Genomic DNA, 23092 nt, shown 5'->3' on the forward strand with positions numbered 1-23092 from the left:
ATGAGAATGAGTATTGATAGCATCAATACTCATCATCGCTCCTACCCGAAAGTCCGCCATGCACCCTGCCCTCCTGGTCCGAGATTTGAGGGTGTCCCTCCGGGGACGCGCCTTGATAGACGGAGTCAGTTTCGCTATTGACCCGGGACAAAGACTGGCGCTTCTCGGAGCCTCCGGTTCAGGCAAGTCCCTGACCGCGGCGGCCCTCCTGGGACAGCTTCCGGCCACGATGAGTTTTTCCGGGGAGTTGCTGATCAATGGTGTGGACGTGCCGTTGTCCCGCAGGCGAAGCAGCCGCGCCGGGATCGCCGCCATACATCAGGACCCCATGTCGGCCCTCAATCCCCTGGTGCACCTCGGCAAACAGCTGGAGATCCCGCTGCGGCATGGTGGGTTTTCAGGCTCCATGGCCCGGAAACGGGCACGTGAGCTGCTTGAGGCGGTAGGAATAGCGGAAGCCGGGCGGACCATGGAGAGCTTCAGCGGCGAATTGTCGGGCGGTCAGCTGCAACGGGTCTGCATCGCGCTAGCCCTCGCTTGCCATAGTTCCGTCCTGGTGGCGGATGAACCCACCACTGCATTGGACATGGTCAACCAGGCCAAGGTCCTCGAGGCTTTGACCTCGTATTCGCGGTCGATGCATTCGAAGCCGAGCAGCCCTGCGTCCGGACGTTCCGGATCCGCGGCCGCAATGTTGTTCATCACGCATGACCTAGCCGTGGCAGCGGCATTGTGCCACCGCGCCCTTGTCCTGAGTTCCGGCCGGATCGTCGAAGAGGGATCGATGAAAGCGCTGGTGGAGCGGCCCCGCCACCCCTACACGAAGCAGTTGGTTGAAGCAGCCCATGCCGGCTTCGATGCCCTCCCCCGGGAAGCCACGGCATGAATGCAGTATTGAGTGCCTCCAATCTGGGCCTCAGCTACCCCGGCAGAGGACTCCTGGCACAACGCCAGTCCCGGCCCGCATTGCGGGGCGTGTCCCTCAGGATTGCTGCCGGAGACCGCCTCGGCCTGGTGGGTGGCTCGGGGGCCGGAAAATCGACGCTCCTGCGGATCCTGCTTGCTTTGGAGAAGCCGGACGCCGGAACCGTCACGTTCAACGACACTCCGGTGGCGCCCGGCCCGGCATCGTCATTGAGGTGGTACCGCCGCGCGGTGCAATACATCCCGCAGAATCCGGCAGCGAGCCTCGACCCGGGGATGAACGTGGAACGCCTTCTCCTGGAGCCCCTGAGGCAACTGCGCATCAACGGAGACCACCGCCGGATGATCCTGGATGCGCTGCAGCGGGTCGATCTCGATCCGGGCATGCTTACGCGTCGACCCCGGGAACTCTCCGGCGGCCAAAACCAACGCGTGGCCATTGCGCGGGCGCTGGTCCCCGCTCCGAGCGTCCTGCTGGCCGACGAGCCGGTGAGCGGGCTCGACCTTCCGCTCAGGAACACCGTCCTGGACCTCATGGAGCATTTGGTCCATCGGGACGGGCTTGGGCTCCTGTTTGTCTCGCATGACCTGGCCGCGGTCGCCCGGCTGTGCTCCCGGACCCTCGTTCTCTCCGAGGGACGCATCGTGGAACAAGGGCCTACCGACGCCGTGTACGCCAAGCCACAGACCAGGGAGGCCGGGGAGCTCGTCAACTCCATCCCCCGTCTGCGCAGGCACAAAGAAGACCACAAGGACAGGGCATGAACGGGAACCCCCGCGCGGAGCCCATGCCGCGGCTCCTGCTGGCCAGCCAGCTCATTTTCAACCTTGGCTTCTACTCCGTTGTCCCTTTCCTGGCGGTTTCCCTGCGCGAGGACTTCGGCATGGGCGCGATGGCCGTGGGAATCGTCCTCGGGGCCCGCACCTTCGCCCAGCAAGGATTGTTCTTCGTGGGCGGCGCCGCCGCGGATCGTTGGGGAGCGCGGCCCGTCATGATCGCCGGATGCCTGGCCAGGATTTCCGGGTACCTTCTGTTGATCTGGGCTTCGGACTTCCCCCTTTTTCTCCTGGGAGCCGTCATCACGGGGGTCGGTGGCGCCCTCTTTTCACCCGCCCTGGAAAGCCTTGTGGGCGGGGCCGAAGAACGACGAGCCGCCCTTCAGCCCCGCAAGACCAGTCTTTTTGCGCTGCTGGTCATCTTCGGAGAAGTCGGGGCGGTAGCGGGTCCCCTGCTCGGGTCCATCCTGCTCCAGACCGGCTTCGACACAGCACTGCTCGCCGGGTCGGGTGTCTTTGCCGTGATGGCCGTGGTCTTCAACGCGTTCCTTCCAGCAACTACGGCGAGCGCGGTCGCACCGTCCGTGAAGCACCCGGGCGCCGCACCGCCGTCGGACGCTTGGTCCTGCCTCAGGGAGAAGCGCTTCGTCGCCTTCGCGGCTTTCTACAGCGTCAACCTCTTTGCCTACAACCAGCTCTATTTCGGTCTACCCATCGAACTGGAACGGAGCGACGCCGGCTTGGGGGCACTTTCCGCGGTTTTCGCCTATGCATCCATCCTGACCATCACCCTGCAATGGCCCATCGCGGGGCTCATGAAACGGAAAGGCCCAGGCGCAGCACTTGCCGTGGGATTTGCCGTCCAGGGCCTGGGGTTCGTGGCAATTGCAGCCATGGCCGTGCTTCCTGCACCCGCTGCATTCCCTGCGCTGCCGGCGTTCCTGCTGGTTACCGCGCTTGCCCTCGGGCACATGTGCGTGGCACCCGTTGCCATGGATCTGGTCCTCGAATATGCCGCAGGACGCCCCACCGGCGCCTACTACGGCCTGCTCGCGAGCTGCGGCGGAACGATGGTTCTGCTCGGCAATGTCGCGCTTGCTCCCCTCTATGAACAGGCCACCACACCATCCCTGGCCGCGGCCGCTCCGTGGCTGGTGTCGGCAATCTTCGCGGCAGCCTCCGCGGCACTCATCCACCGCTTCCTTGCGGCACCCGTTCCGGCGCCGCGCACACAACAACTCCACCCCGCCTAGATCCACTCACACCCACGAAAGAAGGCACCAATCCATGGCTATTCCACGCCCACAAGCAATGACGGCGATACTCCTCTCCACCGCAATGGCCGCCGCCCTCAGCGCTTGCTTCGCCCAAGGCAACGCATCATCGGCCGGCAGTACCGACTCCCGAATCAAAGTAGCCATGCTGCAGCCACCCCGTTCAGGACTTACTCCCTTGAGCGACGACGCCTTCAAACTCTCACGCTGGAAGACCGCCGAGACGCTGGTTGTCCTCGATGCGCTCGGCGATGCGCAGCCGGCGCTTTCAACGGCCTGGGAGCAACTGGACGGCAGGAACTGGCGCTTCGAACTGCGCACAGGGGTGAAATTCCATGACGGGACGCTTCTGACGGCCGAGCAAGTGGCGGCATCGTTGACGGCGGCGGCCAACGCGAAGCCCAAGCCGCGGATCCTCGACGGCGTGCAGCTGGGCGTCCGTGCGGACGGCGGGAGCGCCGTCGTCGTCACCACCCAAACGGACGACCCGCTGGTTCCGCAGCGGCTTTCGAGCCCCCAGCTTTCCATCCTCGCCGCATCCGCCTACAAGCCAGGCGGGGTCGTGAGCCCCATCAACGCCGGAACGGGCCCTTATGTCCTGGCGTCCGCGGACGGCACCAGCTCGGCAACGCTGAACCGCTTCGCCGACTACTGGGGAGAGAAAGCGGCGAGCAGTGGCGTCGACGTCCAGTACGTTCCGGACGGCACCGCGCGGGCTGCCGCGCTCAGGACCGGAACTGCCGACGTCGTGGAGGCCATTCCCGTAGGCCAGGTTGCCCAGGTCAAGGCGGACTTGATCCACGAAGTTCCCATGCCCCGCACCAACACCCTCTACCTGAACACCAAGACGGGCCCTTTCGCGGATCCGTCGGTCCGGGCAGCGGCCCGGGCGTCGGTCGAGCGCGCCGCCCTTGTCGAACGGGTCTACGAGGGACGAGCGGACATCGCCGAGGGCCTCCTTGGCCCGGCCCTTCCCTGGGCAGCGAAGGAACGGCAGGGCACCTCCTATGCCGACACGCTGAAGAAGCGGGCGGAAGCAGCACCCGCCAATGGCCGCCGCATCAAACTCGGCACGTTCACGGACCGCGCCGAACTGCCCGAGGTCGCCGTGCAGCTTGAGCAGCAACTCGAAGCTGCAGGTTTCATCGTGGAGCAGGAAGTCCGCGAGTACCAGCACATCGAGGCGGACGCCCTGGCCGGCAAGTTCGACGCCTTCATCCTGTCCCGGGCAACGGTCCTCGACTCCGGCGACCCTGTCGCCTACATGTTCAGCGACTTCTCCTGCAAAGGCTCCTTCAATATCTCCCAGTTCTGCGATCCGGAGGTGGACGCAGCACTGGGCAAGGCCGCAGCCATCCCCGCAGGCCCGGAGCGCCGGGCGGCAATTGCCGCCGCCGAAGCACTGATCCTCTCGAAGGATGCTGCCGTGCCGCTGCTGCACGAGCGCGTCATCCAAGGCGAATCGGCCAGGATCCGGAACGTCGAACGTGATCCCCGCGAGCGCGCCCTGATCACCAGCAAGACAGGAATCGCCGGCTGATGCCAGGCCCGGCGTTCATCAAAACCGCGGCTTCCCGGGCCTTGGCGCTCCTCGCCATAGTGGTGCTGATCGGGCTGTTGCCCTGGCTTTCGGGACAGCGCCCCGAGTACACCATCCTGCGGGCCCGGTACGCCGACCGGGAAGCGACCGATGAGACGCTGGGCATGATCCGCGCGGAACTCGGACTCGATCGAGGACCAGTACACATCTTCCTCGACTGGGCAGGAAGCGTCTTGCGCGGGGACATGGGAAATTCCTGGATTACGAATACGCCGGTCGGCCCCGGCACCGTGGAAACCCTCGGAGTGTCCGTCACCTTGATGGCATGCGCGGTGGCCGTTGCAACGGTGATGGCCACCGCACTGTGCGTTCCTGCCGTGATGCGGGGCCTGGCCGGGAACCCCGGGCCGGGGTCCGGCGTCGTAGCGGCGGCCATGACCGCCCTTCCCGAGTTCCTCCTGGCGGCGATGCTCCTTGTCGTCGGTGCCGTGTGGCTGGGCTGGTTTCCGCCCTATGGCTGGCAGGGCCTGGACCATGCGGTATTGCCGGCACTCGCCCTCGGCCTGCCTGCCGGCGGGCTGATCGGGCGGCTGCTTTCCGACGCCACCAGCCTGGCGTTCGCCGAAAAATGGGTGGCCACGTGGGCGATGGCCGGAGCAAGCCCCGCCAGGCTCACCGCGGCGGTTCTCCGCCGGGCGTTGCCGTCGGTGATGAGCCAGATCGGGCTTGTCCTCATCGGCCTCACCGGCGGGGCGGTTGCGGTGGAGAAGGTCTTCGCGGTTCCCGGCTTGGGCCGCGCGGTCCTGGGCGCGGCGAGCGCCCAGGACATACCCGCGCTGCAGGCAGGAGTCCTGGCCCTTCTCATGCTGGCGATCGGGGCGGGTTCCCTCAGTGCTGCGGTCCGATACCTTCTGGTGGGAGCGGCGCTACGCTCGGGCACAGTTCCGGTTCCGGACTCGCCGGGAAGACCACGACGGCGGGATGTCGCCGTTCCGCTCGTGGCGGCGGGAGCGTTGCTGCTCATCGTCGCCGCGGGCTTGCTTCGCGATCCGTTTACCTCGAGCCATGCACGGCTTGCCGGCCCGGGCTTCGAACTGCCCTTCGGTGCCGATGCCAGCGGACGGGATCTCCTTGCCCGGGTGGGGCATGGCGCCGTGTCCACCCTGGGGACGGCTTTGCTCGTGGTGCTGGCTTGCCTTGTGATCGGGATCGTCGTCGGGCTCTTCCCGCTCGCGGCCACCGGTCCGCTGGAAGTAGCCAACGCCGCTCCGCCCATCCTGGCCGGGCTGATCGTTGCCGTGATGACCGGCCCCTCGGCCGAAGGAGCAGCAATAGCCGTCACCTTGGTGAGTTGGGCACCCCTGGCCGCCCATACAGCGGCCTTGGCACAGGAGGCCAGGGCACAACCCCATGTGAAGATCCTTCCGGTCCTGGGCGTGGGAAGGGTCCGCATCCTCTGGCGCTACATCCTCCCGGCCATCCTTGGCCCGGTGTTCAGGCATTCGATGCTCCGGGTACCGGGAATCGCGCTCGCCTTGGCCGCCTTGGGATTCCTGGGCCTCGGCCCCCATCAGCCGTCCCCCGAGTGGGGCCTCATCCTCGCTGAAGGAATCAACTACGTGGAGCGGGCCCCTTGGGCTGTCGCCGCCCCGGCGTCGGCGTTGATCCTCGCCTCGATCCTGGCAGTTTCACTGTCCAGCGTGACGTGGTCGCGCGCGCAGGCAAAGGGAAGCCCCTGGAGTAGTCCCGATTGACTCATTCGAATATATGTTCGAAAATTGAAGTATGCCTCCTCGTCTGTCTTCCGCATCGCCGGCTTCGCTGCGCGATGACTTGCAGGCGCAGATCCACCTCATGCAGGGCAAGCGCGGAAGCGAACGCTCACTGCCAGTGCTCCCCTCGCTCAGCAGGCTCCTCCCGGGCGGGTTGCGCCCGGGAGCGGCCTACTCCATACAGGGATCCATGTCGCTGGCCATGGCCTTGTTGGCCGGGCCGTCACGCAATGGCTCATGGTGCGGGGTAGCCGGACTGCCGGACTTCGGGGTCGAGGCGGCGGCGGGTTTCGGCATTGCGCTCGACCGGCTGGTACTGGTGCCTGATCCCGGGACCCATTGGGCGCAGGTGATCGCCGCCATGGCGGACGTGCTCTCGGTGGTGCTTGCGCATGCCCCGGAAAGAGTCGCACCCGCCGAGGCTGCCCGCTTGGGAGCCAGGCTCCGCGAGCGGAGTGCCGTCCTTCTTGTCCTGGGACCATGGCCGCAGAGTGAAGCCGTCCTGCAAGTGAATGGATATGAGTGGGCAGGGCTCGGGCAGGGCCATGGACATCTCTCCAAGCAGGAGCTCGAGCTCGAGGTCGCCCTGCGGGGTAGTTCCCGCAGGGCCTCCGTGGATCTGACGGACAGCGGTCCGGTGGATCTGTCCCGCCATCGGATGGGAGCCTGATGCTGTTTCAGCTCGAAGCCCCGGTGCGCGCCTTGGTGACATGGTTCCCGGATTGGCCCCTTGTCGCCGCCCGTTTGGCAGATGCCCTGCCGCCTGATGTACCCGTGGCAGTCATAGGCAAAGGTGTCATAGCTGCTTGCTCCGCGGAAGCCCGGGCAGAAGGAGTGGTCCGGGGCTTGCGGCTCAGGGAAGCGCAGACCCGCTGCCCTGAGCTGGTGGTGTGTGCCGTTGATCCGGCGCGGGATGCGAGGGAATTCGAGCCTGTGGTCTCCTCCCTTGAGGAACGGACTCCTGGAGTGGAAGTGCTTCGCCCCGGTCTCTGCGCTATCCGGGCCAAGGGTGCTGCCCGGTATTACGGCGGAGAAGAAGCGGCCGCGGGTGCCGTGCTTGAATCGGCGGACCGCCTCGGCGTGGAGGCAAGGGTGGGGGTCGCCGATTCCGTGTTTGCCGCCGAGCAAGCAGCCCGGAGCACCAGCGAACTCTCTGCCGTTCTTGTGCTCCCGCCGGGTTCTTCCCGGGATTTCCTGGCCCCCTTCCCGGTGGAGGTGCTTGGCCAGCCGAAGCTGGCTTCCTTGCTCAAACGCCTTGGCGTCTTCACTTTGGGGAATTTCGCCAATCTTCCCGTCGCAGATGTCCGGGCCCGTTTCGGGGCTGCCGGAATCACTGCACACGCCCTGGCAAGCGGCCAGGATCCCCGCAAGGTGGTCCCCCGGACTCCCCCGCGGAAACTGGATCAACGGGCGGACTTCGAACCGGGCCTGGACCGGGTTGACCAACTCGCCTTCCAGCTCCGCGCCACGGCAGACGCCTTCGTGGCCGGGGTGCAGACGGAAGGCCTGGTCTGCACGGAGCTGAGGATCCTCATCACTGACGAAGCAGGGAGCCGCTCCGAGCGGACGTGGGGCCACCCCCGCCACTTCACGGCCAGCGACGTCGTGGACAGGGTGCGTTGGCAGCTTCAGTCGCAGCCCCCTGCCCAGGCCAGCGATAAAACAGCCGACGGCGGAACGCACGACGCCGGCATGGCCCGCGGCGGGCTGTCGTCACCGGTCACGCGGGTCGAGTTCGTCCCCGTCCGGGTGGATTCCATCGCCCATCATGGGCGGGCGCTCTTCGGAGACGGAGCCGAGGAGCAGATTCATCATGGACTCAGCCGGATCCAAAGCATGCTGGGACATGAAGCCGTCGTAGTGCCCGCGATTTCCGGAGGCCGGCTGCTGGCCGAACGGCGCCGCCTGGTTCCTTGGGGAGACGCCTTGCCCGCGGGAGCGGCCGCCCTGGCCACCAGACCGTGGCCCGGCAGGATTCCAGACCCGCAGCCCGCCACGGTGTTCGCTTCCCTCATCCCTGTCCTGCTTCTTGATGCGAACAAGGAAAAAGTCCGTACAGACCACCGTGGCGGATTGCTTGCCCCGCCCATGTGGTTCTGTCCCGGAGGAGACCCTGCACGACGCCGGCTGGTAGCTCAGTGGGCCGGCCCCTGGCCGCTGCGGCAGAGATGGTGGGACGCCGACCACTGCCTCGAAGCGGACCGGTTCCAGCTTGTGGACGGAAACGGAGAGGCATGGCTCCTTCTCCTGGACGAGCAGAACTGGTGGGCAGAGGCCCGCTACGACTGAACACCAGACACTGAAACCTTAGGCAGGAAGACAAAGATGGCTTGGAACAACCCGTCGATCCCATGGTCGGAGTTCGAACGCACGCTCTCAGACCGGCGCATGCCGGAGATCGGCAAGGCCACAGGAGACGGCGGCGACAGCCCAGCCTGGTCGAGGAAACGCGGGCCTTACCGTCCGGTCCCCCTCGATCCCGCAAGGGTTGTGTCCAAGGCGGGTGCCGGCGTCGTGCCCTATGCCGAACTGCACGCGCATTCCCACTACAGCTTCCTGGACGGCGCCTCGTCACCCGAGAAACTGGTTGAGGAGGCAGTCCGGCTTGGCCTCCATGCCCTCGCACTGACCGACCACGACGGCTTCTACGGGATCGTGCGAATGGCGGAGGCCGCCGAAGCCTACGAGCTGAAAACCGTGTTCGGCGCAGAGCTGTCGCTCGGGCTCAGCAAACCCCAACAAGGCGAAGCCGACCCCGAAGGCGACCATTTGCTCGTCCTCGCACGCCAGGAAGAGGGCTACCACCGCTTGGCAGGGGCGATGACCGCCGCGCATCTGGCCGCGGATGCCGAGAAAGGCCACCCCATCTATGACGTCGATGCGCTGGCGCATTCCCTGAAGGACCACTGCGTGGTGCTCACCGGATGCCGCAAAGGCTCAGTCCGGAGGGCCCTTATGCGCGACGGCGAGCAAGCAGCCGCCTTTGAGGTGGACGCGTTGATCGAGAGATTCGGGCGGGAAAACGTGGTGGTGGAGCTCTTTGATCACGGGAATCCCCTCGACAGCAGCCACAACGACGCCCTCGTCCGGATTGCCGAGCGCGCAGGCCTGCCTTTCATCGCCAGCAACGCCGTGCACTATGCGTCCCCGGAGGGATTTCCGCTGGCAACTGCCATGGCGGCTGTCCGGGCACGCCGCAGCCTGGAGGAGCTGGACGGTTGGCTGCCCGCAAGCAGCGGCGCCCATGTGCGGAGCGGTTCCGAGATGGCAGCACGGTTCGCCCGCTATCCCGGCGCGGTCGAACGGACCGTCGAAATCGCTGACGAGCTTGCGTTCCAGTTAAGGGCAGCCCGCCCGAAGCTCCCCAAGCTTGATGTCCCTGCCGGGCACAGCCTCATCACCTGGCTGCGGCAACTTGTCGAAGAAGGCATCAGGGACAAATACCCGGACGCCGACGAACGGGTCCGTCGCCGGATCGAACAGGAACTCGCTGTGATCGAGGCGAAGAACTTCCCCGGCTATTTCCTGATTGTGCACGACATCGTGCAGTTTGCGCGTTCCCGCGGCATCCTCTGCCAAGGCCGGGGTTCCGCGGCCAACTCGGCCGTCTGCTACGCGCTGGGGATCACCGCCGTCGACAGTATCTTCTACAACCTTCCGTTTGAGCGTTTCCTCTCCAGCCTCCGCGAGGAAGAACCGGATATCGACGTCGATTTCGACTCGGACCGGCGGGAAGAAGTCATCCAGTACGTCTACCGCAAATACGGACGATTCAACGCGGCCCAAGTAGCGAATGTCATCAGTTACAGGCCGAAGAACGCCGTCAGGGACATCGCCAAGGCGCTCGGCTACAGCCAGGGCCAGCAGGACGCGTGGTCCAAGCGGCTCGACCACTGGGGGGATCTCAGCGACGGCAAAACGAACAACATCCCGGCTCCGGTCCTGGACCTTGCTGACCAGATACTGGGCTTCCCCCGGCACCTGGGCATCCACTCGGGCGGCATGGTCCTCACCGAACGGCCTGTCGGCGAGGTGGTACCCATCGAGCGTGCCCGGATGGAAAACCGGACAGTTCTGCAATGGGACAAGGACGATTGCGAATGGATGGGCCTGGTGAAGTTCGACCTCCTCGGCTTGGGCATGCTCGCCGCCCTGCAGTACTCCTTTGATTTGATCGACAAGCATTTCGGGGAGCGTTGGACCATCGAAACCATCCCGCGGGAAGAACCGGCCGTCTACGACATGCTCTGCCGGGCCGACTCGATCGGGGTCTTCCAAGTGGAATCACGGGCCCAGATCAGCACGCTGCCGCGGCTGAAACCGAGGAAATTCTACGATCTGGTGGTCGAAATCGCGCTGATCCGCCCGGGTCCCGTCCAAGGAGGCGCCGTTCACCCGTACATCCGGCGCCGCGCAGGCACGGAAAAAGTCACGTATCTCCATCCATTGCTGGAGCCAGTGCTCAAGCGGACCTTGGGTGTGCCCTTGTTCCAGGAGCAACTGATGCAGATGGCAGTTGCCGTGGGCGGCTGCACTGCCGAGGACGCGGACCTGCTCCGCCGCGCGATGGGCTCCAAACGGGGCCGGGAGAAGATCGAGTCGCTCGAGGCCAAGCTCTATGCGGGAATGGCGGCCAACGGGATCAGCAAGGACGACGCCGACGCTATCTACGGCAAGATCCAGGCCTTTGCGAACTTCGGCTTCGCGGAATCGCACTCCTTGAGCTTCGCTGTGTTGGTCTACGCAAGCTCGTGGCTGAAGCTCCATTATCCCGGCGCATTCCTCGCGTCCCTGCTCCGGGCGCAACCCATGGGCTTCTACTCTCCGCAAACCCTCGTCGCGGATGCCCGCAGGCACGGGGTCCAGGTGTTGCGCCCGGATGTACTGCATTCCCTGGCCGAGGCGACCCTCGAAGTGCTCGACGAGGCTGGAAGGACTGAAACGGGACAGGTGGGCGGCATGGATTCCTGCCTGGAGTTCCATCAGCCGGAGATCGGCCTCTTCCAGCAGGATCGACCACCCGAAGACCACCTGCACCGGCGGGATGGCTCACGCGCGGTGCGGTTGGGCCTCGACGGCGTTACGTCCATCGGCGCCGAGGTGGCGAAGCGCATCGTCACCGAGCGCGAGGAACATGGCGCCTACCGGGACATGGCCGATCTGTCCCGCCGGGCAAGCCTCAGCGCGGATCAGCTGGAGGCACTCGCATCCGCCGGCGCACTCGATTCGCTGGGGATGAACCGCCGCGAAGCATTGTGGCAGGCCGGCGATGCCGCGCTCGAGCGGGAAGGACAGTTGCCAGGGACCCATGTCGCCGTCCAGCCGCCGCTGCTGCCTGAGCTTTCCCCCTTGGAAAATGTTGCCTACGACATGTGGGCCACAGGCATCAGTACCGATGACCACCCGATGCGCCATGCGCGCCGAAACCTGGATTCCAGGGGGGTGCTGCGGGTGGACCGGCTCTCCCAGGTCGAGTCCGGCACCCGTGTTGAAGTGGCCGGCGTCGTGACCCACCGCCAACGCCCCCAGACCGCGCAAGGGATCACCTTCGTCAATCTGGAGGACGAGAGCGGCATCCTCAACGTCATCTGCAGCGTTGGCCTCTGGAAGAGGCATCGCCGCGTCGCACGCGAATCATCCGCGTTGATCGTCCGCGGGTTCCTCGAACGATCGCCGGAAGGAGTCACCAACCTCGTGGCGGACAAGCTGGAATCCCTGGTCCTGGCGGCGAAGTCCAACTCCCGGGATTTCAGGTAGCCAGGAACCAGTCCCGGGCCGGGTTGCTCACTGCCGGGGCATCCCGGAACTGATCGGGCTGCGCCACCCAGCCCACGCCGTTCGCGATGACCCTCTGGATCTGCGGCTGGTGGTAAACGGGGTACTCCTGGTCACCGGGGCTGAAGTAGAAGATCCGCCCCTTGCCGCGGGAGAACGTCACGCCGGAGCGGAACACCTCCCCGCCTTCGAACGAGCTGATGAAGATCAGGTCGTCCGGCTCCGGGATGTCGAAGAGTTCGCCGTACATCTCCTGTTGGGGGATCAGGATGGGGCTCTCGACGCCGGCCGCGATCGGATGCGATGGCTTGACCGTCCACACCAGTTCGCGTTCGCCGTCGTTTCGCCATTTGAGCGAACACGTGGTGCCCAGCAACCGGGTGAAGATCTTCGCAAAATGCCCTGAGTGCAGCACCACGAGTCCCATCCCGCCGAGGACGTGACGCTGGACCCGTTCCACGACCTCGTCGCTCACGTCGTGGTGCGCGATGTGCCCCCACCAGAGCAGGACGTCGGTGGCCGCAAGAGTTTCCTCATCCAAGCCGTGTTCGGGATCGGCGAGGGTCGCCGTCGTGATGTCGGCATCCGGGTAGAAGCCCCGCAAGCCGGCCGCGATGGCACCGTGGATGCCGTCCGGGTACATGTCCGCCATGGTGTCCGGTTGGTTGCGGGCCTCGTGGACGGCTTCGTTCCAGACGACGATCTTCAGCTTCTTGTCGGTCATCAGAGCACCACTTCGCGTTGTTCGACGGCGGACTTGTAACAGGCATCAAGGATGAGGGCCCGGCTCAGGGCAAGCGAGCCGTCGTGCAGTCCCCAGACCGTCTCCCCACCGCGGACAGCGGCGATGAAGTCGTCGACGACGGCCTGGTGGGCAAGGCCTGGGATCGCTTCGGGCTCGTAATCGGCGTTTTCGCCGTCCTTCTCCGTGAAGATTCTCAGGCTGCCGACCGGCTGAAGCGGGGCCCCGACGGCGCGCAGTTCGGCACCGCCGTCGGTCCCGTAGACCGTGAAGTCAAGCAGGTCGTCCACCTCGCGGTAGCTGGCCCAACCCGCCTCGAGGATCAAGGTGCCGCCGCCTGCGAGCCGGATGAAGGCAGTGGCGAAGTCCTCCACGTCGAACTTGTGGCTCGCGGGACCTGCTGTGTAGCGGGCACTGCCGCCACGGCCCAGCGGCCCCAGTTCCGAGTGCGTCTGCGCCGAAACGGACAGGACCTTGGGTTCGCCCAATAAGTAGAGCGAGTAGTCCAGCACGTGGACTCCAATGTCAGCCAGCGGACCGCCGCCGGCCAGCTCCGGATTGGTGAACCAGCTGCCCAGGGTAGGAATGCCGGCGCGGCGCAGCCAGGAACCCTTGGCGTAGTACGGACGTCCGAGTCCGCCGTCGTCGATGATGCTCTTGAGTTTTTGGATGTCGCCGCGGCGGCGGTGGTTGAACGCAACATCCAGGACGCGGCCGGCCTTCCGGGCCGCCTCGACCATGGCGCGTCCTTCTTCACCGTTGCGTGCCAGTGGTTTTTCGCTCAGCACGTGCAGTCCGCGCTCCAGGGCGGCTATGGAAATCGGAGCGTGCAGGAAGGTCGGAACGGCGACACTGATGGCATCCAGACCTTCCAGCCCGATCATGTCTTCCCAGCGCGCGAAAGCATGCGGAATGTCGTATTCCTGCTTCATCTGGGCGAGGAGATCCTCTTCCATCCCGGCGACAGCGACGATCTCCACACCGTCGATGGCGCTGTAGGCCTTAAGGTGCTGTTGACCGGCCCATCCGATGCCCACAACGCCCACCCTGAGGCGTGCTGCCGTTGCTTCCTGCTGAATGCCCACGGAATTCCTGTCTTTTCACTGATCTCGGGTTGGAGCCAATAAATACGCTTTCATGGGCCCCAGAGCGCGTCAATCGCTTAAGCGCTTCGACTTTTTCGCCGTTTCCGGATCCGGGCACTCCACGAACGGCCACGGAGCGGCATGCCCCTAGACTGGGGGCCGGAAAAGGAGTCGCCATGGCCAGGAAACCAACAATCTACGACGTCGCCGAGCGCGCCGCCGTCTCGATTGCGACGGTATCGCTCTCCTTCACCCAGCCGCACCGGGTGCGCGAATCCACCAGGAAACTGGTGATGGACGCCGCACGCGAACTCGGATACCTGCCCAGTGCCAGCGCCAGGGGGCTGGCCCGGGGGAAGACAGGAGCAATCGGCCTTTTCTCCTACGACTACTTCAACCGTGCAGGCGCCGGAGCGGCCCGCGTCCACGGCGAGGCGGACGCGCTCCTGCCCCGGGATCTGTTCTCCGACGACGCCAATGACGAGTTTCGCCTCTTCCCGCTTTATCACGACGAGGTGCAGCGCGGCGTTGAAATGGAATGCCGCAGGCGTGGCTTCGTGCTCATGGTGGGCGAGGGTGGTGGCGGCAGATCCGAGGCGGACATCAACGACATTGCCGGCCGCGTGGACGGGCTGGCGGTGTTCCCCAACACGTTTCCGGTCGAGGTCCTGCGGCGGATCGGCGAACGGATTCCCGTAGTGGAGCTGGCCGAACCGCCGGAAGAGACAGGGCTGAACAGGGTCTCCGTGGAGAATACCGAAGGCATGCGGGTCCTCACGAACCATTTGATCCACCACCACGGACACCGGGCCATCACCTTTGCCGGCGCGTCCGGCTCGCCGGACCGTGAGCAGCGCTTCGCCGGGTACGTCCAAGCCATGGCAGGGGCGGGGTTGGACACCCAAACGCTGCCCGCGCCGGGGCGGGACGGGCGCGGTACGTTGAACTCCGGGGTCAATCTCGCCGAAGACGCGGACTCGACCATCCAGCGTTTGCTCTCAGGGGCCGCACTTCCGGACGCGCTCGTCTGTTCCGTCGATGCCGAGGCGCTCCTGTTTCTGGATGCCCTGGAACGGGCCGGAGTGGACGTGCCGGGACGGATTGCCGTGACGGGTTTCGATGGCTTGGCGGCCGGCCGCGTCAACCGCCCCACGCTCACCACCGTCAGGCAGCCCATGATCGCCCTTGGACGCGCCGCTGCCAGCATCCTCATCCACCAGATCGCCAATCCCGGATCCGCGCCCGTGGCCCAAGAGCTGCCCGTGGAGCTTGTGGTGCGGGAAAGCTGCGGTTGCTGCTGACTCCCGCTGGGCGGGCACCGCTTTAACGAAACGCGCCCCCGCTGCCCGAACGGCAGCGGGGGCGCGGACTTTCAGGCGTTCGCGATGAGCCCCAGTTCGGCCTTTGACGCCAGGGAGGGGTGCTTCGGGAAGACCCGGACGGTGTAGCCGAAGGATCCGGAGCGGTTGATCAGGATGGACCCGGTGAACAGGTGGCGCCCGTTGCCGAGGTCCTCCGTTTCGGTCAGCTCGACCAGGGCAACTTCCTCCAGCTCGTCTCCGTCCTGGGCCCGCCCATACGCCACTTCAACCGACACGTCCTCGGGCGTGAGTTCTTGGAGGGCGATGTAGGCGTTGACCTGGAGGGTGTCCCCGATCTGGGGTTCTTCGGAGACGCCCACGGAGTCCACGTGTTCCACGATGAGCTGCGGCCAGGCGTCGCGGACCTTGCTGGTCCAGGCCGCGAGTTCCTTTGCTTCCTTGAACGACGCCGTTCCCGCTTGCCTGCCGGCGACAGCCGCCGGACGGTAGAGGGTGTTGACGTAGTCCTGGAGCATGCGGTCGGCCGAGACGGCCGGGCCGAGGTGGGCCAGGGTGTGCTTGATCATGGACACCCAGTGCGTCGGCACGGCTTCCGGGCCGGTCTGCGAAGGCCCGGCCGCTCCGGCGTGTTCGGAGACCGTGGAGCCGTAGAAGCGCGGGGCCACCTGGGTTTCCAGGAGCTCGTAGAGCGCGGCGGCTTCGATGTCATCGCGTTCGGTCGGGGACGCGTCGTTGTTCGCGGTCGGGATCGCCCAGCCGTTCTCGCCGTCGTACATCTCATCCCACCAGCCATCCAGCACCGAGAGGTTCAGGGAGCCGTTGATGGCTGCCTTCATCCCGGAGGTCCCGCAGGCTTCCAGGGGCCTGAGCGGGTTGTTCAGCCACACATCGCAGCCCGGGAACAGGGTGCGCGCCATGGCGATGTCGTAGTTGGGCAGGAACACGATCCGGTGCCGCACGGCGGGGTCGTCGGTGAACTTCACCAGGTCCTGGATCATCTTCTTGCCGGCGTCATCGGCCGGGTGGGACTTGCCGGCGATGACCAGCTGGATCGGGTGCTTCGGGTGCAGCAGGAGCGCCTTGAGCCGGGCCGGGTCCCGGAGCATGAGGGTCAGGCGCTTGTAGGTGGGCACGCGCCGGGCGAAACCGATCGTGAGCACGTCCGGGTCCAGCACGGTGTCCGTCCAGCCCAACTCCGCATCGGCCGCGCCACGCTTCTTCCACGAAGAGCGCAAGCGCCTGCGTACGTCGTCAACCAAGGCGGAACGTAGCTCCCCTCGCAGGGCCCACAGCTCGGCATCATCGACGTCATAGATCTTGTCCCAACCGGTGGCATCCACGTCGGTGCTGCCGAAGTACTTTGCGGCGAGCCGGCTCATCTTCGGATCGATCCACGTGGGTACGTGGACGCCGTTGGTGACGGAGGTGATGGGGATTTCGGAGTGGTCGAAGCCCGGCCAGAGCCCGGAGAACATCTCGCGGGAGACCACTCCGTGGAGTTTGGCCACGCCGTTGGCCCGCTGCGCCAGGCGCAGGCCCATCACGGCCATGTTGAAGACCGAGGGGTTGCCACCGTCGTAGTTCTCCCGGCCCAGTTCCAGGACCTTCTCCACCGGCACGTCCGGGGCCAGGCCCGCGTCGAAGAAGTGCCTGATCTGAACGGCCTCGAAACGGTCGATGCCCGCCGGCACCGGGGTGTGCGTGGTGAACACCGTGGACGCCCGCCCGGCGGCGAGGGCCTCGGACCAGCTCAGCGGAGCCTCGGAAGACATGAGCTCCTGGATCCGTTCGATGCCCAGGAACCCGGCGTGGCCTTCGTTGGTGTGGAACACTTCCGGGGCCGGGGTGCCGGTAAGGCGCTGGTAGACGCGCAGCGCCTTCACCCCGCCCATGCCCAGCAGCAGCTCCTGCTGCAGGCGGTGGTCCCCTCCGCCGCCGTAGAGGCGGTCCGTGATCCCGCGCGCGGCGTCGTCGTTGGCCGGAACGTTCGAATCGAGCAGCAACAGCGGCACCCGCCCGACGTCCGCCCGCCAGATGTGCGCGCGCAGCGTCCGGTCGCCCGGCAATGGAAGTGTGACCAGGGCCGGCGAACCGTCTTCCTCGCGCAGCAGTGTCAGGGGCAGGCCGTCCGGGTCGAGGACCGGGTAGGTTTCCTGCTGCCACGCGTCGCGGGACAGGGACTGCTTGAAATAGCCCGCCTGGTACAGCAGCCCGACGCCGATCAACGGCACGCCGAGGTCCGAGGCAGCCTTCAAATGGTCCCCGGCCAGGATCCCCAGGCCACCGGAATACTGCGGAAGCACCTCGGTGATGCCGAATTCGGGCGAGAAATACGCGATGCACGCCGGGGCATCCGCACCCAGGCCCTGGTACCAGCGCGGCTCGCTCAGATACCGGTCCAGATCCGCGGCCGCATGCTGCACACGCTCGACGACGGCGCCGTCCGCTGCGAGCTCCTGCAATTCCTCGCGGCTGACAAGGCCCAGGAAGGTCATGGGGTCGTGCTCGCTTCGTTCCCAGGCCTCGGCGTTCAGTGCGGAGAAAAGTTCACGCGTCGGCAAATGCCAGGACCAACGCAGGTTTTTCGCTAACCGCGCCAAGGGAGCGATTGCGTCCGGCAGAACCGTTCGGACTGTGAACCGTCGGATCGCTTTCACTTCCGGCCACCTTCGAACGCGGACAGGGCCGCTTTGGTCAACGTTTCCATGGGGTGTACCTCCAAGAGGTTGTTGTGATGATGGGGGGATGGTGGCTTGGGGATGGGACCACTGGGGCGCGCGGCGAGGAGGCTTCCGGGAAGCCATCGGGGAAGGGCAAGCGCTTACATGCTTTGCGCGGGCACCATTGGCCTCGCAGGCGCACGGGTCCTGGAGCTCAGAAGCGGGTGGCAGTCTCCAAGTTCCGTCCACGCACTATTCCGGGGCCTTCGCCGTCGGGGAATAAGGGGACGCGGTTGCTTGTGGACCCGCGGCGAAAGCCGGGGATTTCCCGTTCCGTTTTGCGTGACGTCGACCGCATCGTCAACTCCGGGCGTCGGCACCGAATGATTCCAAGCACGACTTACTTCCTTAGTCTTCCGGGAACGCTGATCGGTGACCATCCGCCTTGTTTGTATCAGGAGGAATCTCATCGCCGTTCGTCGACGCGCCTTGTCGACGCGGGTCGATGGCTCGACAGTAGTTGGCAGCGCAATGGTGTGTCAAATGTCACAATCATGCGTGTTGGAACCGCGTCATGAAGGCCGCGAATAGGCGGATTGCACCCGAACCGCGAGGCGGTTCTACGCCTGTCTGGCGCGTACCGCGGCGGTGCTTCCGCGCAACGTCAGCACCGGTTCAGCGAGCCACTGCAAGGCGTCCGCGTCGTCGCTCCGGAGGCGCCGGGTAAGGAATTGTGCCGCCTCACGACCCATGACGCCGGGTTCGGCGGACGCCGTCGTGAGGGCGGGCATGAAGCGCTCGGCGGAGCCGGCACTTGTGTTGATCGCGACAACGGAGAGGGACTCGGGGACTCGCCAACCGTGGGCCGCAGCGGCACCCAGAAGGCCTGCGGTGGCCGCTTCGTTGATCATCACGAGTCCGGTTGTCTCCGGAAATTCTTCCAGGATCTGCGCGAACACCTCGCGACCGCCGGCAAGCGAACTCGTGGTTGGGAACAGCCGGGCAGTGATCCCGTGCCTCGAGGCGGAAGCTGCCACGGCGTCCCAGGACCGGACCATCGGGCCGTATCCGGTGTCCAGGGATTCACGCGAATGCGTCACAAGGCCGATTTCCGTGTGCCCCAGGCTGACGAGGTGCGACACTGCCAACTCACCCATGGCTTCAAAATCCGCGTCAACGAAGGTCAGGCCAGCGGCGTCCGCCGGCCGTCCGATCGTGACGAAGGGAACCCCCGTTTCCAGGAGTAGTGGAATCCGTTCGTCGAATGACCTGACTTCCATCAGGAGGATTCCATCGACCAGCCCTTGGGCCACGATCCGTTGCATTTCGACGAGGTCGTCGGGATCCATCGGCCACAGAAGAAGATGGTATCCATCAGCCCGCGCTTGCTCGGCAGCACCTTGGACGTACTCGAACTCCGTGGTGTTCATGCCCTGCTCCCCGACCGGGAAAATCAAGGAGACAATGCCGGTCCGCTTGCCGGCCAACCCCTGGGCAAGCAGGTTCGGCGTATAGCCAAGCTCGGACATGGCTTGCAGGATGCGCTCCCGCGTTTCGGGCGCAATCGGCCTGACACCGCTGAGCGCATAGGACACAGTGCTCCTGGAAACGCCGGCTACCCGCGCAACATCGGCCATGGTTACCAAGGAGTATCCCCCTGCATTGTCGGTGACTTGTCGACGGTGGGCTCGCGATTGACCGCAATCCGCCGGACGGTAATGCCCCATAGTAAACCGTAATCGGTTGGCAAAGTGGTAGAGGCGTACCCGGAAAATGTACCTACGTTCCAGGCAGGGCCTCAAGAGCGGGCGTCCTACGAGCCTAATCGAAACAAAATGGCGAACACGAGCAGGCGCTCCCCCGCCGCTTTCCCCAACTCGAGGCTGTACGCGCGCGGGCCATGGCGGAGGACTACAAGGTGCTTTTGTCGTCAAGGAATTCGTTGAACATGGTCGCACTGAGCCAAGGGCTGGTATCACGAACGACCGTCAATCTGGAAAAGGGAACCCGCCATCTCGAAACCTATCTGGACCTACTGGCGGACCCGGAAGCCCTCTACCGGGCCGCCAGCGACCAGGAGCGCCGCCAGCTCAACCAAGCAGTCTTCGTCAAAGTCCTCGTTGAAGACGAAGAAATAACAGGGACGCTACTGGCCGAACCCGTTGCGACGCTGGCTGCCGCTCACGCAGGCCACCAGTCGCTCATCGCCGGGGCTAGCCGGCCCGAGGCCCTCGAACGCGCGCAAGCGCACCACGCGGCCCACAGTGACACACAAAAGGGAACCACCAGATCTGGTGGTTCCCTTTTGGTAACCGTCGAGCACTTACTCGACGGCATCCACGATGTCGATGGTTCGAATAAGGTCAATATGGTGGAGCTGAGGGGACTCGAACCCCTGACCCCCTGCATGCCATGCAGGTGCGCTACCAGCTGCGCCACAGCCCCATATTTTCGCTGCTTCACTATCCGAGAACTGGCCGGAAAACCCCGTCCAGTTTTCGGATTCCTCCGAAGCAACTCAAATATCTTAGAACAGCATTTCCGAAAATTCCAAATCGGGCATATTCAGTTGGTTTGCGTCTAAAAGCCTAGGATTCCTCGACGGCGGGAGCCTTCGCGGAGGCATCGTCGCCGAGCTCCAGGTCCACTACAGGGCAGTCTTTCCACAGGCGTTCCAGGGCGTAGAAGACCCTGTCTTCGGAGTGCTGGACGTGCACCACGATGTCGGCGTAATCCAACAGGACCCAGCGGCCCTCGGAACGACCTTCGCGGCGCACCGGGCGGAGATCCTGCTTGAGCAGCTCTTCCTCGATGCCGTCGACGATGGCGTTGACCTGGCGTTCGGTCGGAGCCGATGCGATCAGGAAGACGTCAGTGAGGGCCAGACGTTCGCTGACATCCAGGGCGATGATGTCCTCGGCCAGCTTGTCCGCTGCCGCGCGGGCGGCGTGGCGGGCCAAGAGGACGGATTGTTCATGTGCAGTCACGGGACTCCTTGTATGCGGCTTCGAGAATGAACGAAACCTGTTTGGTGGCAAAAGCCGTTGTGGTCAGCGGGAAAGTCCGCTGGTGATCATGATGATGCCCGCAATCAGGGCGATGGCTCCGATGCCAACGAGTCCCAGGACCAGAAGCCGGGTACGCTGGGCGCGCCCAAGTCCCGCCGTCGCGGCGTCGAGCGGTTCAAGTCCGTAAGCCGAACTTGCCGAAACGGGCGGATGTTCGGCCGCTTCCGCGAATGCCTGGCCGTCCGATCCGGAGTCCGACGCCGGGCGTCGGCCTGCCGCTTTCGCGGCGGCCTCGGCGCGCGCCAAGACTCCTGCCCGGCCGCGCAGGCTGCGGGGCTTGCCCGACGCCGACTGCCCGGGCTTCAGTTTCGGCGCAGGCGAGGTCACCAGGGGAACAAAGGTGGTGCCGGGAGGCTTCATGACGGGACGATCGAGTCCCGGAACCTTCACGAACTCAAGGGGCGTCACCATGGCCAGGTTGCTCGCCGCGGAAGGTTCAGCACGGGCCTGGGCAGGACGGCTGTTCTGCTCGGCAAGCTTCTGCTTGGCGATTGCCCTCTTGTTGAGGATCGCCTCGCGTTCGGCCTGGGCGATCTGCTCAGCCAAAACAACCGGATCCGCCGGCTCAGCGTCGGTTCCGGATGCCTCGGATTCAGCGGCCGGGACCCTCTGCACTGCGGATTCCATTGCCGCGATCTGCTCGAGCTTGTTGGTCTGATTGTTCGCTTGGGCGGCGAGGAGCTCACGGGCCATCAAGGCCTGCTCCACGGTCATTTCCGGGGCGCCGGGAGGCGGGCCTGCCGTGACGCGGACACCGCCGCCAGGCGATGCGCCTTTGCGATCCGGTCCGGGCTGCTGTTTGCCTGGAGCCTGGGCCGGGATGCTGGATGTCCTCGGCCCGGACCCTGGTGCCGGTACAACGGGGATCGCTGAGGTTCCCGGGGCAACTTCTTCCTGCAGCTGCTGCAAGCGCAACTGACGGCGCGTGGGCGGACCGCCGCGGGAAAGCTGCTGTTCCTTATCCGCGAGTTCCTTGATGGCACGGAGGGCTGCGCGGTCGCGTGCGCGCGCCTGGGAAGAACGTTCCGAAGCGGGTTTGGCGTCGAGCGGAGCATCGGCCACCCGGCGCACCCGATTGACCGAAGCGCCACCGGACGCATGGTTGGCGTCGTCGGTGGTGCCGGCTTCGGCTACCGCGGGACGTGCGCCGGTTTCCACGCGTGCGTCCCGGGCTCGCCGAAGCTCGCGCCGGCTAGGGATGGGGGGTTGTTCCTGGCTCATTCAAAACTCACTCGGTACGGGCTTGGTGTTCTGGTCCGGTCATAGCATGCAGGGGCTCCCCCATGCCGGGTGCGCCCGAGTACAGCTTGTATTTGGCGATGTACTGCACTACGCCGTCAGGTACGAGGTACCACACCGGGTTGCCTGCGCCCACGCGGGCGCGGCAATCCGTCGAGGAAATCGCCATGGCGGGTACTTCCAAGAGACTGACGTCCTCCCTGCCCATGCCATCAAGAACATGGCCCGGCCTGGTGACGCCGACAAAATGCGCCAATGACCACAGCTCGTCGACGTCTTTCCAGGACAGGATCTGCGCCAGGGCATCCGCGCCAGTAATGAAGAACAGGTCTGCGTCCGGCCGCTGCTTCCGGAGATCACGCAGGGTGTCGATGGTGAACGTGGGACCGGGTCGGTCCACATCCACCCGGCTCACCGTGAAATTGGGGTTTGAGGCCGTGGCAATGACCGTCATCAAGTACCGGTGCTCGGCCTCGCTGACCTGCTTGTGCGATTTCTGCCAGGGCTCTCCGGTGGGCACGAAGACCACCTCGTCCAAGCGGAACTTGGAAGCAACCTCACTGGCAGCAACCAAGTGGCCGTGGTGGATGGGATCGAAGGTCCCACCCATCACGCCCAAGCGATGCCGGCGCCCCGTTTCCTCGAAGGGTTTTGCGGCGGAAATGTTAGTGACCCAGCCCTGGGTGCTTGGCCGGGTGCTGGCGGTGCGGATCCGAGTGCTCGTCGACGGCGTCGTGACGGTTGCCGAGGTTCGTGTAGGAGACCGCCACGAACATCAGGATCAGGAGGATGGAGAAAATGGTGATGCCGAAGACGAAAGGAGGAGCCCACAACGGCGCCGGGGCCTCACTCTCGCCCCCTTGAGCGAGAATGGAAATGGCGATCTGCTGAAACTGCATTTTCTCCCCTAGCGG

The 23092-nt window shown here is 65.3% G+C and carries 17 protein-coding genes and 1 tRNA gene; 9 read left to right on the plus strand and 9 right to left on the minus strand.

Annotated elements, in window-relative coordinates; all coding sequences use genetic code 11:
* Positions 1-13 precede the first annotated feature (13 nt).
* Genes OIT41_RS12000 through OIT41_RS12035 form a run of 8 tightly spaced genes read left to right on the plus strand, consistent with a single transcriptional unit; the run spans position 14 to position 12044 of the window.
* Positions 14-886: an ABC transporter ATP-binding protein gene (locus OIT41_RS12000; RefSeq protein ID WP_264636500.1), complete on the plus strand. Its 873-nt coding sequence runs from the start codon at positions 14-16 to the stop codon at positions 884-886.
* Positions 883-1689: an ABC transporter ATP-binding protein gene (locus OIT41_RS12005; protein ID WP_264636501.1), complete on the plus strand. Its 807-nt coding sequence runs from the start codon at positions 883-885 to the stop codon at positions 1687-1689. The genes OIT41_RS12000 and OIT41_RS12005 overlap by 4 nt, the downstream gene beginning before the upstream one ends.
* Positions 1686-2954: an MFS transporter gene (locus tag OIT41_RS12010; RefSeq protein ID WP_241710517.1), complete on the plus strand. Its 1269-nt coding sequence runs from the start codon at positions 1686-1688 to the stop codon at positions 2952-2954. Before OIT41_RS12005 ends, OIT41_RS12010 begins: the two co-directional genes overlap by 4 nt.
* Before the next feature lie 34 nt (positions 2955-2988).
* The gene (locus OIT41_RS12015) at positions 2989-4515 is read left to right on the plus strand and encodes an ABC transporter substrate-binding protein (protein ID WP_264636502.1); all 1527 of its coding nucleotides are present in this window, start codon (positions 2989-2991) and stop codon (positions 4513-4515) included.
* The gene (locus tag OIT41_RS12020; protein WP_264636503.1) at positions 4515-6269 is read left to right on the plus strand and encodes an ABC transporter permease subunit; all 1755 of its coding nucleotides are present in this window, start codon (positions 4515-4517) and stop codon (positions 6267-6269) included. The genes OIT41_RS12015 and OIT41_RS12020 overlap by 1 nt, the downstream gene beginning before the upstream one ends.
* A gap of 31 nt (positions 6270-6300) precedes the next feature.
* Positions 6301-6957: a hypothetical protein gene (locus OIT41_RS12025; protein ID WP_241710514.1), complete on the plus strand. Its 657-nt coding sequence runs from the start codon at positions 6301-6303 to the stop codon at positions 6955-6957.
* Complete coding sequence (locus tag OIT41_RS12030; RefSeq protein ID WP_264636504.1) at positions 6957-8576, plus strand: DNA polymerase Y family protein; 1620 nt, start codon at positions 6957-6959, stop codon at positions 8574-8576. The genes OIT41_RS12025 and OIT41_RS12030 overlap by 1 nt, the downstream gene beginning before the upstream one ends.
* A gap of 36 nt (positions 8577-8612) precedes the next feature.
* Complete coding sequence (locus OIT41_RS12035) at positions 8613-12044, plus strand: error-prone DNA polymerase (protein ID WP_264636505.1); 3432 nt, start codon at positions 8613-8615, stop codon at positions 12042-12044.
* Here OIT41_RS12035 and OIT41_RS12040 read toward each other — a convergent pair.
* Positions 12037-12786: a ThuA domain-containing protein gene (locus OIT41_RS12040; RefSeq protein WP_264636506.1), complete on the minus strand. Its 750-nt coding sequence runs from the start codon at positions 12784-12786 to the stop codon at positions 12037-12039. The genes OIT41_RS12035 and OIT41_RS12040 overlap by 8 nt on opposite strands.
* Positions 12786-13889 (minus strand): Gfo/Idh/MocA family protein, encoded by a 1104-nt coding sequence (locus tag OIT41_RS12045; RefSeq protein ID WP_241710510.1) that lies wholly within the window; start codon positions 13887-13889, stop codon positions 12786-12788. Before OIT41_RS12045 ends, OIT41_RS12040 begins: the two co-directional genes overlap by 1 nt.
* 176 nt (positions 13890-14065) lie before the next feature.
* Between OIT41_RS12045 and OIT41_RS12050 the strand changes: the two genes are divergently transcribed.
* On the plus strand, positions 14066-15190 hold the full coding sequence (locus tag OIT41_RS12050) for a LacI family DNA-binding transcriptional regulator (RefSeq protein ID WP_264636507.1): 1125 nt from the start codon (positions 14066-14068) through the stop codon (positions 15188-15190).
* 71 nt (positions 15191-15261) lie between these two features.
* Here OIT41_RS12050 and glgP read toward each other — a convergent pair whose 3' ends face one another.
* From glgP to OIT41_RS12085, 7 genes are all read right to left on the minus strand, one after another.
* Positions 15262-17868 (minus strand): alpha-glucan family phosphorylase, encoded by a 2607-nt coding sequence (gene glgP, locus OIT41_RS12055; RefSeq protein WP_264636508.1) that lies wholly within the window; start codon positions 17866-17868, stop codon positions 15262-15264.
* Between the two features lie 623 nt (positions 17869-18491).
* Positions 18492-19508: a LacI family DNA-binding transcriptional regulator gene (locus OIT41_RS12060; RefSeq protein ID WP_264636509.1), complete on the minus strand. Its 1017-nt coding sequence runs from the start codon at positions 19506-19508 to the stop codon at positions 18492-18494.
* Positions 19509-20240: 732 nt separating this feature from the next.
* Positions 20241-20316 (minus strand) — tRNA-Ala (locus tag OIT41_RS12065).
* 143 nt (positions 20317-20459) lie between these two features.
* On the minus strand, positions 20460-20858 hold the full coding sequence (gene rsfS / locus OIT41_RS12070; RefSeq protein WP_059389355.1) for a ribosome silencing factor: 399 nt from the start codon (positions 20856-20858) through the stop codon (positions 20460-20462).
* A gap of 63 nt (positions 20859-20921) precedes the next feature.
* Positions 20922-22160 (minus strand): hypothetical protein, encoded by a 1239-nt coding sequence (locus OIT41_RS12075; RefSeq protein ID WP_078108689.1) that lies wholly within the window; start codon positions 22158-22160, stop codon positions 20922-20924.
* Between the two features lie 7 nt (positions 22161-22167).
* A complete protein-coding gene (gene nadD / locus OIT41_RS12080) occupies positions 22168-22788 on the minus strand; it encodes a nicotinate-nucleotide adenylyltransferase (protein ID WP_241709878.1) in 621 nt (206 codons plus the stop codon).
* 55 nt (positions 22789-22843) lie between these two features.
* Positions 22844-23077 carry a hypothetical protein gene (locus tag OIT41_RS12085; RefSeq protein ID WP_078108687.1) on the minus strand — a complete coding sequence of 78 codons (234 nt, stop codon included), beginning with the start codon at positions 23075-23077 and terminating at the stop codon, positions 22844-22846.
* Between the last annotated feature and the right edge of the window lie 15 nt (positions 23078-23092).

It is taken from the genome of Arthrobacter sp. YA7-1, from assembly GCF_025960325.1.
Lineage (GTDB): Bacteria > Actinomycetota > Actinomycetes > Actinomycetales > Micrococcaceae > Arthrobacter > Arthrobacter bambusae_A.